Source organism: Streptomyces sp. NPDC051218 (assembly GCF_044455475.1).
Taxonomy (GTDB): Bacteria; Actinomycetota; Actinomycetes; order Streptomycetales; family Streptomycetaceae; genus Streptomyces.
In genome coordinates this window covers 641472-655718 of the sequence record NZ_JBITEU010000002.1, presented here as the reverse complement: position 1 = coordinate 655718, position 14247 = coordinate 641472, and the positions used below count along the sequence as shown (strand labels likewise).

Sequence of the window (14247 nt, the reverse complement as noted above, 5' to 3'; positions counted from 1 at the left end):
TCCCCCGGTACAAATGTCACCGCCACGGACGGTCAGTGGCCGGTGAGTTCGCCGCTGAGCTTCTCGTGGAGCTGGGCACTCGGCCTGTTCAGGCCGACGATCTCGACCGTCTTGCCGCGCTGGGCGTACTTGGCCCCGATCGCGTCCAGGGCGGCGACGGACGAGGCGTCCCAGATATGAGCGTCCGTGAGATCGACGACGACCTTGTCGGGGTCCCCGGCGTAGTCGAACTGCCCGACGAGGTCGTTGACGGAGGCGAAGAACAGCGCGCCGGTCACCGCGTACGTGACGTTGCCGTCGTCCTTGTCCGTGGTGGCGGTGACCTCGGCGAGGTGGGCGACGCGCCTGGCGAAGATGACCATCGCTGTGACGGATCCCGCGACCACGCCGACGGCGAGGTTGTGGGTGGCGACCACGCAGGCCACGGTGACGAACATGACCGTGATCTCGCCGGCGGGCATCCGCTTCAGCGTCTTCGGTGCGACGGAGTGCCAGTCGAAGGTCGCGAAGCAGACCATCACCATCACGGCGACCAGGGCGGCCATGGGGATGTCGGAGACGACGGGTCCGAAGACGATGCACAGGACCATCAGGAAGGCGCCCGCGAGGAAGGTGGACAGGCGGGTGCGGGCCCCGGACACCTTCACGTTGATCATCGTCTGGCCGATCATGGCGCAGCCGCCCATGCCGCCGAAGAAGCCGGTGACGATGTTGGCTATGCCCTGGCCGATGGACTCGCGGGTCTTGGAGGAGCGGGTGTCGGTGATGTCGTCGACGAGCTTGGCGGTCATCAGGGACTCCATCAGACCGACCAGCGCCATGGCGAGCGCGTAGGGCGCGACGGTCGTCAACGTGTCCAGGGTGAACGGCACGTCGGGCAGGCCGGGCACCGGCAGCGAGGACGGCAGCTCGCCCTTGTCGCCGACGGTCGGCACCGCGATCCCGGCGGCGACCGTGATCGCGGTGAGGATCACGATGGACACGAGCGGGGCCGGGATCACCTTCGTGACCTTAGGGAAGAACACCATGAGGGCGAGGCCGGCCGCGATCAGCGGGTAGACGGGCCAGGGCACGTCGTGCATCTCGGGGACCTGAGCCATGAAGATCAGGATGGCGAGGGAGTTGACGAAGCCGACCATCACGCTGCGGGGCACGAAGCGCATCAGCTTGGCGACGCCGACCGCGCCGAGGATGATCTGGAAGACGCCGGCCAGGATGACGGCGGCGACCAGATAACCGAGTCCGTGCTCGCGGTTGAGCGGGGCGATCACCAAGGCCACGGCGCCGGTCGCGGCGGAGATCATCGCTCGGCGTCCGCCGACGAGCGAGATGGTCACGGCCATGGTGCAGGACGCGAACAGACCGATCGCCGGGTCGACCCCGGCGATGACGGAGAACGAGATCGCCTCGGGGATCAGCGCGAGCGCGACCACAAGGCCGGCGAGCACCTCGGTGCGCCAGACCTTCGGGTCGGAGAGCCAGTCGGGGCGCAGGCCACGCAGCCGGGCGGCCGGGGACGGTGCGGACGTGGACAAGAGAGGTACCTGTCATGCTCGGGCAGCGCCGGGCATCACCCTGGGCGTGCGAAGAGAAAGTGGGCCGAGAACGCCGCTCCCGACGGCTGCGACACGGCGGGGGCTCGGAAGGCTCCCGCACCCGCGAGCGGGGAGAGCACTCGGGCCGAGCCCGGCATCCGCCGGCCCACCTTAACGTTACGGCAGAGATCGAGGGTGGCTCCCCGGCGGCCTCAGATGCCGGCGCCCTTGCCGATGTAGATCTCGGCGAACGCGGCCGCGGCGGCCGGTGAGCCGAGGATTCTGCGCAGCCGGGCGGCAGCGGTGCCCGCCTCGAACGGGACACCCGACGACGTCCCGTGCAGGAGTTCCGAGAGCCACCGGGAGAACTCCTGGTACTGCCACACCCGCGGCAGACAGGCGTCCGAGTAGCCGCGCAGGTCGCTGTCGTCGCCTTCCGCGCAGTAGGCGACGAGGGCGTCGCCGAGCAGGAAGGCGTCGTGCAGGGCCAGGTTCATTCCCTTCGCGGCGATCGGAGCGGCGAGGTGCGCGGCGTCGCCCGCGAGATGGAGCCGACCGTAGGACATGGGCTCCACGACATAGTTGTGCATGTCGAGGACGCGCTTCTCGATCAGACGTCCCTCGGTGAGCGGCGGCGCCCCCGCCACCGTGAGGCGGGCGTGCAGTTCGGACCAGACACGCTCGTGCGGCCAGTTCTCGGGGTCGTCGCCGGGCGGGCATTCGAGGTAGTAGCGGGTGACCTGGGGGCTTCGCGCCATGTGGGCGGCGAAGCCGCGCGGGTGGATCCCGAAGACGACACAGTCCGAAGAGGGTGGCGCCTCCGCGAGGAGGGCGAGCCAGCCGATGCCGTAGTCGTGCCGGGCGACGGTGGCCCGCTCCGCACCCAGGTAGGTGCGCGTGACGCCGCGCGCGCCGTCGCAGCCCGCGACGGCGTCGCAGTCGATGCGTGTGCGCTCGCCCGTCTCCGGGTCGGTGTACGACACCGAGGGGCGGTCCGTTTCGATGTCGTGCAGGGCCACGTCGCGTACGCCGAAGCGGATGTCCCCGCCCGCCTCGTCGGCGTAGGAGCGCACCAGATCCGTCACCAACAGGGGCTGGGGGTAGACGAAATGGCGGTGCCCGGAGAGCTCGCCGTACGCGAACCGGTGGCGCTCCCCGGCCCAACGGAATTCGCACTCGCCGTGCGTCTGCGCGCGTGCGAGGAGCCGGTCGGCGAGCCCCCGCTGTTCCAGGGCACGCACCGCCCATTCCTCGATGAAGCCCGCGCGGGGCCGCTGTTCGATGAACTCTCTGCTCTCCGTCTCGAGAACCACGCAGTCGACGGAGGCGGCACGGAGGATGTTGGCGACGGTGAGGCCCGCCGGTCCTGCTCCCACGACGACGACGCGGGCACGCCGTGGCGGCATGGAGGGCTCGGGAGTTGAGGCGAGGTTCATCCGGGAATTATGACGGGGACACGACCAGAGGACGACGCCGGACGGCCCTCCTCCCATGTGGTGCGACAATCTGCCCGAGACAACGCCCCGTGCCCCGTCTCCGGATCTCCGGTGCGTCGGTCTCGTTGCGGGAGGCGCCGGTCACGGACGTCCCCGGGGCAGTGGCGCCCCGGCGGACCGGCGGTGGGGAGGAATCCATGGTGGTGGAGTGGCGGTACATCGCCAAAGGCGTACGGGTCGTTCCCGAACCTGTGGCCACGCCCTTCATCTGGACGGGAGCCTACGCGGGCGCCTTCGTGCTGGTGACGGTGCTCGATCTGCTCGGTGCGCTCGACCGCACGGGGATCGCGCTCGCGGCTCTCTCCGTGCTTGCCGCGCTGCTGGGGGTGCGTGGCCGTTTCATCGCGGCGCCGGGGACGGCCCTGTTGTGCTGGATGCTCCTGAACTTCTTCGCCGCGCATCCCATCGGGGAGATCTCCTGGGCCGGGCACCGGGACCCCGAGTGGATCACGTGCCTGCTGGCCGCGGCTCTGGTCGGCACGACGGCGGGACGCGTGCTGCATGCGCGCGCCGCGTACCGCCGCGTCAGCCCGTACGACGGCACGGGCTGACCGGCGAAATGCGTTTCCCGCGGTGCGGTGCTGCTTCTACTGTGGCGCCGTGACAACTCAAGTGATCGTTCTCAACGGCGGTTCCAGCTCCGGGAAGTCCGGCATCGCGCGGTGTCTGCAGGCGGTGCTGCCCGACCCGTGGCTGGCCTTCGGCTGCGACACGCTGGTCGACGCGATGCCCGCCTCCCTGCGGACCGCGTCGGAGGGAATCGAGTTCGGCGCCGACGGCGAGGTGATCGTCGGCGCCGGCTTCCGGGCGCTGGAGGCGGCGTGGATCGAGGGGATCGCGACCATGGCGCGGGCCGGCGCCAGGGTCATCGTCGACGAGGTCTTCCTCGGCGGTGCGGCATCGCAGGAGCGGTGGCGCAACTCCCTCGGTGATCTGCGGGTGTTGTGGGTCGGAGTCCGCTGTGACAGCACGGTCGCCGCCGGCCGGGAGACGGCGCGGGGCGACCGGGTGGCCGGAATGGCATCCTCCCAGGCCGAGGTGGTCCACCACGGCGTGCTCTACGACATGGAAGTGGACACCACGCGCACCGAGTCCCTGGAGTGCGCGCGAGCCATCGCCGCCCGAGTCCGCTGATCTGCTGCGCAGCCTCGCGGTTATTCAGCGGTGCAGAAGTTCAGGTTGTTTCTCGGAAACAGCTGAATGGCGCCCGAGGCAGTAAATGCCTCGGGCGCCATCGATTTCAGTGGGGCGGTGTGGTCACGCCCCGGTCATGCCTGCGCGAGGTTCAGTGACCCGGGCCAAGACCGCCGTAATAGCCACCGAGCTGGTCTCGGTAGGCGGGGTCGCCCAGGTGCTTTTCCTTGTCGAACTCGGGCGCGTCCTTGATCTGCTCCTTGGTACGCGAGACCAGGATCTTCCGCGCCTCGTGGTCGATGGCGGTGACGGTGCTCGCAGGCAGCAGCACCTCCTTGCCAAAGATCCACACTCCGGTGTCGACGACGATGTACTGGTTGGCGACCTCGTTCGAGTGCTTGTCGACCTTGCCGATGTGGCCGTCCGCGGCCTCGACCTTGTAACCCGTCAGATCGGCGTCCGGGCCGTGACCGGCGGTCGGGGTGTAGCTCCAGATTTCGTTGCTCACGAGAACTCCTCAATTGGTTTTCCCTGAAAAGCAGGGATTCACATAGCGCGAGGAGATGATCAACCTCCAAGGCTTCGGGTGCCCTGCGGGAAAGAGCCCAAACAGAAACTTCAGGCCGTCTCACCTCGGCTGCTTCTGCCGTGGTGTCACAGCAAGTCGCGGGGCACCGTTTCATTCCAGGTACGCGAGAAAACCCGCCTGTCACCCTCGTAACCGTCCAGCGTGGCGTCCACCCGGAAGTTGTCCTCGTCGCAACTGAGGACCGTGCGGGTCTCCACCCGTACGTCCCAGTCGTCACGCCGGAAGGTCATCGTCCAGGTCGATTCGCCGGTGGCGGACGTGAAGTCCTCGGCCACGGAGGTGTAGCGCTCGTAGGCCCGGCGGCCGACGTCGAGGTTGATGTCCTCGAGCCGCATCGTCCCCCGGTCCTTGACGATCTCCAGCTCCGCGGCGTAGTCGACCAGGTCACGCTTGACCTGCCAGCGCGACTCGGGTGGGGACAGCTGGACGGGAGACCTCGGCCGGGTCCCTTCCGGCTCGTCGAAGGGCTGGTCCGGCAAGGCGTCGGGCTCCGCCAGCGGGCGGACCGGCAGTGTCAGGGTGCTCGACGTCTCGTACACGGTCAGGAGTACCGGCTTCGGCGGCGGCCAGGCCAGCGGCCAGTACGAGGTGGAGAGGGACAGGCGGATGCGGTGGCCGGGCGGGAAGGCCTGGGCGACACCGTTGAGCGGGATGACCGCGCGGTAGCGGCGCCCCGGTTCGAGCGGACGCGGATCGCCGTGCGCCTCACTGCGGGTGAGGTTGAGCAGCCCGTAACTGACCCGGGTGGCACTGCCGTCGGGGGCCACGTCGGAGAGGCGGGCCGCGACCATGGCGACGGGTTCGTTGACGCTCAGGTCGAGCTCGACGCTGGGCGAGCCGAGGATCTCCGTGCGCTCGGTCAGCTGGTCGGTCTGGAAGACCAGCGAGCCGCCGTCCTCCTCACGCTGGTCGTAGGGCAGGTCCGGGGGCGCGTTGTAGGAGGCCCACTTTCCACCGAACTGGCCTACGGACAGCGGAGATTGGACGGAAAGCCCCTCGTCGGGGCCAGCGGCGTCGGCCGGTGCGTCGCTCTGGTCGACCGGCTCGGACAGACCGTGGCGCGTGAGGCGCCGCACGACGGGTGTGATGTGCGGGGATGGCCAGGAAGGCTCCCCCACCCAGCGGCCCGGACGTTCCTCGTACGACGTGGAGGGCGGGACGCTGTCCTGCATCCACGTCCGCAGCATCGGGCCTTCCATGACGCCGTTGTCGACGCCCTTCAGCCAGTGGTCCCACCAGCGCACCACTTCCTGGAGATAGCCGATGGCGGGGCCCGGTTCGCCGAGGTGCGGGAACTTGTGGGACCAGGGGCCGATCAGGCCCTTGCGCGGCACGTCCAGGTTGCCGAGCAGCCGTGTCACGGCGTTCGAGTAGCCGTCCGCCCAGCCGCTCGACGCGAGGACGGGGCAGCGTACGGCCTGGTAGTCCTCGCAGACCGATGCGTGCCGCCAGTAGTCGTCCCGGCGCTGGTGCTTGAGCCATTCGAGCACCCAGGGGCGGGTGCCCTCCATCCGCTCGTGCCACATGTCGCGCCACCGGTCACCGACCATGGCCGGGTCCGGCGGCATGGTGCCGTAGGCGAACATGGTGCCCGCCTCGGCGAGGTTGTCCGACAGCAGCTGGCCGCCCATGTAGTGCATGTCGTCGGCGTACCGGTCGTCGGTGAACGACGCGATGACGATGGCGCGCAGGCTCTCCGGCTGCCGCGCGGCGACCTGGAGCGCGGCGAACGCGCCCCAGGAGATCCCCATCATGCCGGTGGTGCCGTCGCACCAGGGCTGGTCGGCGAGCCAGGCCAGGACGTCCTCGGCGTCGGTCTGCTCCTGCTCCAGGTACTCGTCCTTGAGCACCCCTTCGGAGTCACCGGTGCCGCGCAGGTCCACGCGGACGCAGGCGTAGCCGTGCCCGGCGATGTAGGGGTGGTGGATGGAGTCGCGCTCGGCGGTGAGGTCGCGCTGACGGTAGGGGATGTACTCCAGGACCGCCGGGACGGGTTCCTGGTCGGAGGACGTCGGCCGCCAGATGCGGGCCGCGAGGCGGGTTCCGTCCGCCACGGGGATGCTGACGTTCTCCTCTTCCTTGGTCTCGTACGGAAGGTCGCTCACATAGCGCAAGCCGGGTCGCTCCTTCGTGGTGCGGAGGGTGTTCGCGGTTCAGTCGTTCTTCGTGTCGCGACCACCCGGTTCGGCCTCGTCGAAGGTGAGGCCCAAGGCGGCCACGCACTGGTCGTACTTGGCCCGTATGTCCTCCTCGCTCTCCCCGCCCGTGAAGATGTGCGCCAACTCGTAGCTGTAGCTGTCCTGTTCGGACGCGTCCGACAGGCGCTGCCCCTCCTCGACCACCACGTCGACGCGCACGCCGGGGATACGCCGCTCGATGCTCTCGATGTCCTTGCGGGAGGGCACGTTGTGGACCGTGGCGTCGGCGAACCAGCGGTAGTACCACTTGGCTGCCGTCTTGTACTCGCCCTGGCGGAACGGCAGTTCGGGGTCCTTGCCGAGCGCGAGGCTCAGCATGCAGTGGTGGTTGGGCACCCCGTCGACGAACTCGAACATCTCCGCGTGCGACTGGGAGTGGCGGGGGTTGATCTCGAGCAGGTTGATCGTGTCGGCCCGCGGGTCGTAGAAGTACTCGATGCTGAAGGTCGCCGCTTCCATGCCGATCTGCCGCATGACCCTCTCGGACACGTCCCGGAGCCGCTCGAGCACAGGCTCGGGGAGGGTGGAGGGGTACTGGTGGCGCAGGAAGCACGGCGAGTCGGGGTACTGGATCGAGTCGAGGATCCCGTAGACGGTGACCTCGCCCTCGTGGACGTACCCCTCGATCGCGACCTGGATGCCGTTCAGGGCGCCTTCGGCCAGGCACACCTGGCCGCCCACGTCGGCCATCTCCGGGGGCAGCTCGACGCGGGCGAGGATGTCCTCGAAGGGCCGCCCGATGCGCCCCATCCCCTCACGGATGCGGTCGGCCGCCTCGGTGAACTCGGTCTGGTCCTTGACCCCGTATGCCAGTTCCGATGAGTACGACAGCGCCGGCTTGAGCCACATCGGGAAGTCCATGCCCTCGGGAGGCTTGGGATCGGCGCTTTCCATGTCGACCCTGCCGAACGGCGGGTGCGCGTCGGTGACCCGCCGCTGCTCCAGTCGGCTCCAGTACTTGTGCTCGCACTTGACCACGGAATCCAGACTGGTGCTGCGCGTCCCATACCGCTCGGCGAGAATCGGGATGAGCGTGCTGACGGGGAAGTCCCAGTAGCCGACGATCGCGTCGATGTGACCGTCGAACGCGTCGAGGATCTGCTCGGCCTTGGTGAGCAGACCGGGGACCGACACCTCGCCGCTCTGCAGCTCGTCGACGGTGAGCAGCGGGTGAAAGACGTAGTCCTGCGCGTTCGGGACCGCTCGCAGTGTCGGCAGGTTGGCCTCGTCGAGGCCGAGTACGAAGATGTTGTACGGCATGGCGCCCTTTCGTCGTGGGGTGCCACAGCTGTGTTGCTGGGTGGCAGGACTGGCCGCGTACCCACAGCACAGGGGCGCAATCACCACCCCTCTCCCGCATCGGCACCGCTCCCGTGTCCGGCGACGCCGGGCGGGAGCCGCACGTGTGCTTCACGGTTCGTCGGGCACCAGGGACGGACGACAGTCGCGGGAGCGAGCCCCGAGTACCAAAAGGAACCCATGAGGCCAGAGGGACACGCAGTCGGCCCGGCATGTCACCGTGCGTCATCACTCGAGTGGTGGGCGGCGCTGGAACAGCGGAGGGTGGTGGGAGGGCGGAGCAAGGAGGGAAACCGCCCGGCCGGCCCCAGAACGACCGGAGGTGCGTGATGATCGCCGATACGACAGCGGGTGCGGCCCCGGGCCGTCTGCTGACCCTTCCCGGGGTCTACGCACCGCAGGACGACACGGGCCTCCTCGCCCGCGCCCTCTGCCGCGAGGACATCGGGCCGGGCACGGACGTACTGGACCTCGGCACCGGCAGTGGCGCACTGGCCGTTCACGCGGCGCGGCTCGGCGCCCGGGTGACGGCGGTGGACATAGCCCGGCGAGCCGTCCTGACCGCCCGGCTCAACGCGCTGGCGGCGCGGCAGCGCGTCACCGTGCTGCGGGGCGACCTCACGGCCGCCGTACCGGGCCGGTCCTACGACTTCGTGGCGAGCAATCCCCCCTACGTGCCCTCCCCCTCCGGCCGACTGCCGCGACGCGGTGCGGCCCGTGCCTGGGATGCCGGGCATGACGGCCGCGCGGTGGTCGACAGGATCTGTGACGCGGCGCCTCAAGTGCTGCGCCCCGGAGGCGTGTTGCTCATGGTCCACTCGGCTCTGTGCGGAACCGACGAGACGCTGCGGCGCCTGTCGAAAGCAGGCCTGGAGACCTCGGTCGCCGACCGCGCCCTGATACCGCTCGGCCCTGTCCTGCGCTCACGCCTGGCCTTCCTGCGCGGTCAAGGTCTCCTGGGGGACGAGGACTTGGAAGAACTGGTGGTCATCCGTGCCGAACGCACCTGAGCCCGCGCCGCCGACCGCACGGGAAGCACGGCCCCGCCGGGTCACGATCGACCCCGAGGGCCCCCTGCTCGTCGAGGGGCCCGTCGAAGTGGTCGCGGACGACGGCACCGTCATCGCTTCCCGGCGCTTCACGGCCGCGATCTGCACGTGCCGCCGCAGCCGGACCTATCCGTGGTGCGACACCAGTCATCGCCGCCGCGTGAAGCCTGAGGACAACGACTCGTCAGCCACCGACACCGGCACCAACACCAAGGAAGCCGAGAACACCACGGGGGAGGAAGCACCCGATGTCCGTTGAGAACCAGGTCGCCCCCGACGCCGTCCGCGAGTCGCGCCACACCAGCCCCGCGCTTCCCGAGCCCCGCGGCCCGCTGTCCCGCCTCGTCATCAGCACGCTGCGCTCCGGCGGGAGCCCGGGTCCGCTGCCCCTCGACACGCACGACGCCGACCCCTACGGGGACGACCTCCAGCTCGCCCTCTACACGCTGTACGAGCTGCACTACCAAGGCTTCGACGGGGTCCGCGAGGACCTCGAATGGGATCCCGAGCTTCTTGGTCTGCGCCGCGCGCTCGAAGGTCGCTTCCTCCACGCCCTGCGCGCCAACTGCCGTTCCACGGACAGCGCCGAACGCGCCCTGGCCGACCTCCTGCTGGAACCCATCGGTCACAGCGACACCAGTGTCAGCCACCACCTCCAACGCGACGGCGAGCTCTGGCAGTTGCAGGAGTACGCGGCCGCGCGCTCGCTGTACCACCTCAAGGAGGCCGACCCGCACGCCTGGGTCATCCCCCGACTGCACGGCCGCGCCAAGGCGGGCATGGTGGCCATCGAGTTCGACGAGTTCGGGGCCGGCCGCGCCGAGGACATCCACGCACGGCTCTTCGCCAACCTCATGGCGGACCTCTCGTTGGAGACGGCGTACGGCTACTACCTGGACGCCGCTCCCGCCGAGGCGCTCGCAACGGTCAATCTGATGTCCCTGCTCGGCCTGCACCGGGCGCTGCGCGGCGCGCTGGTCGGACATTTCGCCGCCGTGGAGGTGACCTCGTCGCCGGGGTCGCGGCGGCTGGCGAAGGCCATGCGCAGGTGCGGCGCCGGGCAGGCGGCCGAGCGGTTCTACGACGAGCATGTGGAGGCCGACGCCGTTCATGAGCAGGTGGTGCGCCGTGACGTGATCGGCGGCCTGCTCGCGAGCGAACCCGGCCTCGAAACCGACGTGGTCTTCGGCATCGAGGCCACGGGCTTCCTGGAGGACCGCCTGGGTGCACGGCTTCTGGCCGCCTGGCGCGACGAACACAGCGCCCTGCGCGCGCCGTTGGTGGCGGCAGGCTGACGGCGGGGTCACCTCCCCCGGTCGGCCGCGCTCTCCCCGCGCACTCTGCCGATCTGGGTCAGCGCCTCCCGCAGGCTGGTGGGCCGCAGCGCGCCACGGACCGCGGGGCCCGCCCACCCGGGCCCGGCGAGCATGACCACCGGGCGGCCGCGGGCGCCGCGCATCCCCCATCGGGTGTCGGCGATGTGCCGGGCCAGCGGGAGGCTCGCGGTGGAGCGGGCCTGGGCCCACAGCACGACGACGGCCGGACCCGTTCTGCGCACGGCTGCCGAGACCGCTTCGACCGGCACGGCAGCACCGAACATGCGTTGTGGGACGCCGAGTTCACCCAGCGCCGCGCTGAGCGCCTCCAGCGGGAGTGAGTGCTGTTCACCCGGTACGCAGGCCAGGACGAGGGGCGCTTCGGCGGCGGACGCGCCCGGCTGGGCCGGGGCGGTCGGAGCGGCCGGGGCCGTGGCACAGCGGTGCAGGGTCCGGGAGACGTGCCAGGAGAGCAGATGCTCGACCTCGACGTAACGGTCGCCGGCCTCTTCCCACTTACGGCCCACCGCGTGCAGCGTCGGCACCATCACCTCCTGCCACGCGGTGACCAGACTGTGGTTCTCCACCGCGTCGGCCAGCAGGTCCTGCAGGGTGGGGGCGTCGAGCCGTACGGCGGCGCGCGAGAGGCCCCGTCGCCGACGCACGAACGTGTCGGGCGACTGCTTCGGGGCGGGACGCGCGGGCCGTCGCTGTCGCTGTCGCGGCACAGCGTCCTGGTGGGGCTGTTGGGGCTGTTGGCGACCGGCTTCGGCGCCGGTCCCGGTGTCGAGCAGCTTGAGCGCCTCGTGCGCGGCCTCGGCCGGCGGCATCCCCGATGAGGTGAGGCGGGCCATCTCCTCCACCATGGCGACGTCCCCCTCGGACCAGCGCCGATGGTGCCCGGGATCGCGCCGGGCAGGTCCGAGTCCGTACCTGCGGTCCCAGGTCCGCAACGTCGTCGGCGACACACCGAGCCGCCGCGCCAGGGCGCCGGTGGTGAGTCCGGTGACCGTCGAATCGCTGCCCTGACCGCGGCGTTGCCCCTCGCTCATCCGGCCACGATACGACGCACGAACGATCCAGGTTGCCGTGCGCGAGCGGCTGCTCCAAGGATGACCGGATCGCGGAGACGGTGACGGTACGGATGCCCGTTTCCGTTCGGTCGTACGGCGATTGCGATCGCCGGGAGGAGCTGACGAGACGCCGATGAGCCCACTGGCGCCACAGCAGGCGCGAGCCCCCGTCCCGGACGCCGAGGACGAGGACGAGGCGAGCCTCGCGGCGGTGTACCGCCGGTGGGGGCCCCTGGTGCACGCCCTGGCCCAGCGCTCGCTCGGCGACAGTCGCGAGGCGGAGGACATCACGCAACAGGTGTTCCTCGCCGCATGGCGCGGCCGGGCCGGCTACCGACCCGAACTCGGCAGCCCGGCGGCCTGGTTGACCGGGATCACGCGGCGCAGGATCGCGGACGCGCTCCACGCGCGCGCCCGACGGGCGGCGCTCGTCGAAGGTGCGGGGGCGCAGTACGCCACCATGGATCACCGCGCCCAGGAGGGCATGGACCTCGCGCTCGACCGGACGCTGATGACGCAGGAGCTGGCGAGGCTGCCGGCGCCGCAGCGGACGGTGTTGCGCCTGGCGTTCTACGAGGACCTGAGCCATCCGCAGATCGCCGAGCGCACCGGCTGGCCGCTGGGCACGGTCAAGAGCCACGCCCGGCGCGGGATGCGCGGTCTGCGGCTCCGCCTGGAGGACGTACAGGACGGCGGCGGCTGAGAATTTCTCGGGCGCGGGTGCATCCATCGACGCGGTTTCGACCGAAGCAAGAAGTGGCTCGTCGTGACCGTCATGGAGCCTGAGGTCGGCAGGTCCGCCCGGACCCTGCATCCTGTCGGCCTCAGCGGAGTCGGTGCCGCTGAGGCTGTCGTCGTCGCCCCCGAGACGGCGACCGTGCGGGCTGTGGGTGGCGCATGTGTCGGTGGCGCCACCCACGGTCAGCACCTCACGGCTCACGGCTCCCGGCTCACGGCTCCCTCAGGCGGCGTATCCCTTCGGCGGGATGAGGGTGGCGAGCTGGTCGAAGGAGAGCCAGTAGATCTGGTTGCCGCCGAAGGAGGCGGGGTCGGCGATGAGGACGGTGCGGTTCGCGTCGTCGTAGCCGATGACCGTGAAGTAGTGGTAGATCGTCTGGTCCGACGGATAGCCGGGCGGCTGGTTGCCGGGCGGCGCCACGATGTTGGTCACCAGCGGGTAGTTGTTGTCGATGTCCAGGACGATGTCGTTCCACAGCAGGTCCTTCTGCGCCTGCGTGGGCGGGTCGTTCGGCATCTCCTTGGTCTCGTACCAGCCGGTGCCGAGGTTGGCGTTGAGCACCCCTGTCACCTGGCTGATGTGATCGGTGCCCGCCTCGGTGGTGCCGAGCTGCGCGGCCAGAGCGCCCTGGCTCGGCGGGGCGATCCTTGCGGACAGGGCGATGCGGGTGGCGGCGGGGCCGCACCAGTAGCCGGTCTCCTGGACCTGGTAGTCGACCGGGAGCGTGTGGGCGCTCCTGGTCCGGGCACCGCCGACGCTCAGCCGGGTGCCGGGCTCGTTCTGTCCGCTGACGACCGCGGTGCCGGCTTTCGAGCCGTGGCCGAGGACGGACACGCTGTGCGGGTGGGCGGGCTCCGCCTGGGCGGCGGCCGGGGTGACGAGGGCGCCGACCGCTGCCACGGCGATCGCTGTGGAGACAAGTCTCTTGCGCATACGGGCTCCTGGGGTGAGGGAACGGTGGTGAGATGCGGGAGGTGCGAGGTACGGAGAGCGGCGGGGGGATCAGGGAATCGGCGGGACCGTGGGCCCTTCCTGGGCGAGCAGGTCGCGGGCGAACTGTTCCCACTGCGCGTAGCGGTCGGGGTAGGCGGAGACCTGGACGGCCTGGCAGACGTCGCCCGGGGGCATGGTCTGCCAGCCGTCGATCTGGATGAGCCCCGGGTTGTTGCCGAAGGGGGCCACTCCGTAGAAGGACTTCGACGAGGTGGCGACGTCGGTGATCTGCTCGGGAGTGCCCCAGCCGGCGCTCGGGCGCTGCTGGAAGATCCCCAGGGAGTCGTGGTCCACCGGCGTCAGGTAGTTGACGAACTTCGATTCCTGCATGGCGGTCATCAACGCGATGACCAGGCCCTGTTCCGGGATCTGCGCCCCCTTGCCGACACCGATGACGGTGCGCGCGTTGGCGAGTTCCTCGGGCCCGAGGTCGGCAACTGTCCGGAACGTGCGGCGCAGTTCGGCATCGGAGGCCTGCTGCAGGGCTCTGGCGGTCGCACTGTCGACCGAGCCGGTTCGTGGCAGGCCGTGACGCTCCTGGAACCACTTCAGGCCGTGCCCGGAGGATGCCACGGAGGCGGTGGGCGGCGTGGAGGCCTGGGCCATGCCGGGCACGGCACAGAGGGTGCCTGCGACGGCCAGCGAGGCGGCCACGGCCGCACGGCGGGTGAGGGTACGAGTAGTGCGCAACGCCACTCCTTCATCGGATCGTCGCTGCGTCCCCCTCCTGCCGCGCGCGGGATTTCACACGTGGACGCGCGTCGAACGGCGCGCGCAGGGAGGGGTGTTGGGACGCAACGCGGTGGGGGGATGCGTGGGCAACAGC

14 protein-coding genes are annotated in these 14247 nt (G+C 70.2%); 6 read left to right on the top strand and 8 right to left on the bottom strand.

Going from position 1 to position 14247, the window contains the following annotated elements:
* Positions 1–32: 32 nt before the first annotated feature.
* Together ACIBCK_RS09385 and ACIBCK_RS09380 are read right to left on the bottom strand one after the other, a co-directional pair.
* Complete coding sequence (locus tag ACIBCK_RS09385) at positions 33–1535, bottom strand: SulP family inorganic anion transporter (RefSeq protein WP_399388291.1); 1503 nt, start codon at positions 1533–1535, stop codon at positions 33–35.
* Positions 1536–1747: 212 nt separating this feature from the next.
* A complete protein-coding gene (locus tag ACIBCK_RS09380; protein ID WP_399388289.1) occupies positions 1748–2971 on the bottom strand; it encodes a 4-hydroxybenzoate 3-monooxygenase in 1224 nt (407 codons plus the stop codon).
* A gap of 89 nt (positions 2972–3060) precedes the next feature.
* Here ACIBCK_RS09380 and ACIBCK_RS09375 point away from each other — a divergent pair, with 89 nt between their 5' ends.
* Together ACIBCK_RS09375 and cpt are read left to right on the top strand one after the other, a co-directional pair.
* Positions 3061–3582, top strand: coding sequence for a hypothetical protein (locus ACIBCK_RS09375; RefSeq protein ID WP_399388287.1), 522 nt, complete (start codon positions 3061–3063; stop codon positions 3580–3582).
* Positions 3583–3631: 49 nt separating this feature from the next.
* Positions 3632–4165, top strand: coding sequence for a chloramphenicol phosphotransferase CPT (cpt, locus tag ACIBCK_RS09370; protein WP_399388286.1), 534 nt, complete (start codon positions 3632–3634; stop codon positions 4163–4165).
* A gap of 151 nt (positions 4166–4316) precedes the next feature.
* On the opposite strand, the gene ACIBCK_RS09365 is transcribed toward cpt, so the two are convergent.
* From ACIBCK_RS09365 to ACIBCK_RS09355, 3 genes are all read right to left on the bottom strand, one after another.
* Positions 4317–4673 carry a PRC-barrel domain-containing protein gene (locus tag ACIBCK_RS09365; protein ID WP_399388284.1) on the bottom strand — a complete coding sequence of 119 codons (357 nt, stop codon included), beginning with the start codon at positions 4671–4673 and terminating at the stop codon, positions 4317–4319.
* 146 nt (positions 4674–4819) lie between these two features.
* Positions 4820–6868, bottom strand: a complete 2049-nt coding sequence (locus ACIBCK_RS09360; protein WP_399388283.1) for a CocE/NonD family hydrolase — start codon at positions 6866–6868, stop codon at positions 4820–4822.
* 39 nt (positions 6869–6907) lie between these two features.
* The gene (locus ACIBCK_RS09355; RefSeq protein WP_399388281.1) at positions 6908–8212 is read right to left on the bottom strand and encodes an acetyl-CoA carboxylase biotin carboxylase subunit family protein; all 1305 of its coding nucleotides are present in this window, start codon (positions 8210–8212) and stop codon (positions 6908–6910) included.
* 368 nt (positions 8213–8580) lie between these two features.
* Between ACIBCK_RS09355 and ACIBCK_RS09350 the strand changes: the two genes are divergently transcribed.
* Genes ACIBCK_RS09350 through ACIBCK_RS09340 form a run of 3 tightly spaced genes read left to right on the top strand, consistent with a single transcriptional unit; the run spans position 8581 to position 10595 of the window.
* Positions 8581–9261 carry a HemK2/MTQ2 family protein methyltransferase gene (locus ACIBCK_RS09350; RefSeq protein ID WP_367038931.1) on the top strand — a complete coding sequence of 227 codons (681 nt, stop codon included), beginning with the start codon at positions 8581–8583 and terminating at the stop codon, positions 9259–9261.
* Entirely contained in the window at positions 9245–9559 is a 315-nt protein-coding gene (locus tag ACIBCK_RS09345) for a CDGSH iron-sulfur domain-containing protein (RefSeq protein WP_399388279.1), read from the top strand. Before ACIBCK_RS09350 ends, ACIBCK_RS09345 begins: the two co-directional genes overlap by 17 nt.
* Complete coding sequence (locus ACIBCK_RS09340) at positions 9549–10595, top strand: iron-containing redox enzyme family protein (protein WP_399388277.1); 1047 nt, start codon at positions 9549–9551, stop codon at positions 10593–10595. Before ACIBCK_RS09345 ends, ACIBCK_RS09340 begins: the two co-directional genes overlap by 11 nt.
* An 8-nt stretch (positions 10596–10603) precedes the next feature.
* Here the strand turns inward: ACIBCK_RS09340 and ACIBCK_RS09335 are convergent, their stop codons facing one another.
* Positions 10604–11668 (bottom strand): MerR family transcriptional regulator, encoded by a 1065-nt coding sequence (locus ACIBCK_RS09335; RefSeq protein ID WP_399388275.1) that lies wholly within the window; start codon positions 11666–11668, stop codon positions 10604–10606.
* Between the two features lie 154 nt (positions 11669–11822).
* Between ACIBCK_RS09335 and ACIBCK_RS09330 the strand changes: the two genes are divergently transcribed.
* The gene (locus tag ACIBCK_RS09330; protein ID WP_399388273.1) at positions 11823–12392 is read left to right on the top strand and encodes an RNA polymerase sigma factor; all 570 of its coding nucleotides are present in this window, start codon (positions 11823–11825) and stop codon (positions 12390–12392) included.
* A 258-nt stretch (positions 12393–12650) separates the two neighbouring features.
* On the opposite strand, the gene ACIBCK_RS09325 is transcribed toward ACIBCK_RS09330, so the two are convergent.
* Positions 12651–13361: a C39 family peptidase gene (locus ACIBCK_RS09325; RefSeq protein WP_399388271.1), complete on the bottom strand. Its 711-nt coding sequence runs from the start codon at positions 13359–13361 to the stop codon at positions 12651–12653.
* 69 nt (positions 13362–13430) lie between these two features.
* Complete coding sequence (locus tag ACIBCK_RS09320; protein ID WP_399388269.1) at positions 13431–14111, bottom strand: peptidoglycan-binding domain-containing protein; 681 nt, start codon at positions 14109–14111, stop codon at positions 13431–13433.
* Positions 14112–14247 lie beyond the last annotated feature (136 nt).

What these genes read in the sequence shown, in the direction of transcription:
- ACIBCK_RS09335 (WP_399388275.1), bottom strand. Translation starts at nt 11,668, where the DNA reads ATGAGCGAGGGGCAACGCCGCGGTCAGGGCAGCGATTCGACGGTCACC.
- ACIBCK_RS09340 (WP_399388277.1), top strand. Translation starts at nt 9,549, where the DNA reads ATGTCCGTTGAGAACCAGGTCGCCCCCGACGCCGTCCGCGAGTCGCGC.
- ACIBCK_RS09325 (WP_399388271.1), bottom strand. Translation starts at nt 13,361, where the DNA reads ATGCGCAAGAGACTTGTCTCCACAGCGATCGCCGTGGCAGCGGTCGGC.
- ACIBCK_RS09350 (WP_367038931.1), top strand. Translation starts at nt 8,581, where the DNA reads ATGATCGCCGATACGACAGCGGGTGCGGCCCCGGGCCGTCTGCTGACC.
- ACIBCK_RS09355 (WP_399388281.1), bottom strand. Translation starts at nt 8,212, where the DNA reads ATGCCGTACAACATCTTCGTACTCGGCCTCGACGAGGCCAACCTGCCG.
- ACIBCK_RS09330 (WP_399388273.1), top strand. Translation starts at nt 11,823, where the DNA reads ATGAGCCCACTGGCGCCACAGCAGGCGCGAGCCCCCGTCCCGGACGCC.
- ACIBCK_RS09380 (WP_399388289.1), bottom strand. Translation starts at nt 2,971, where the DNA reads ATGAACCTCGCCTCAACTCCCGAGCCCTCCATGCCGCCACGGCGTGCC.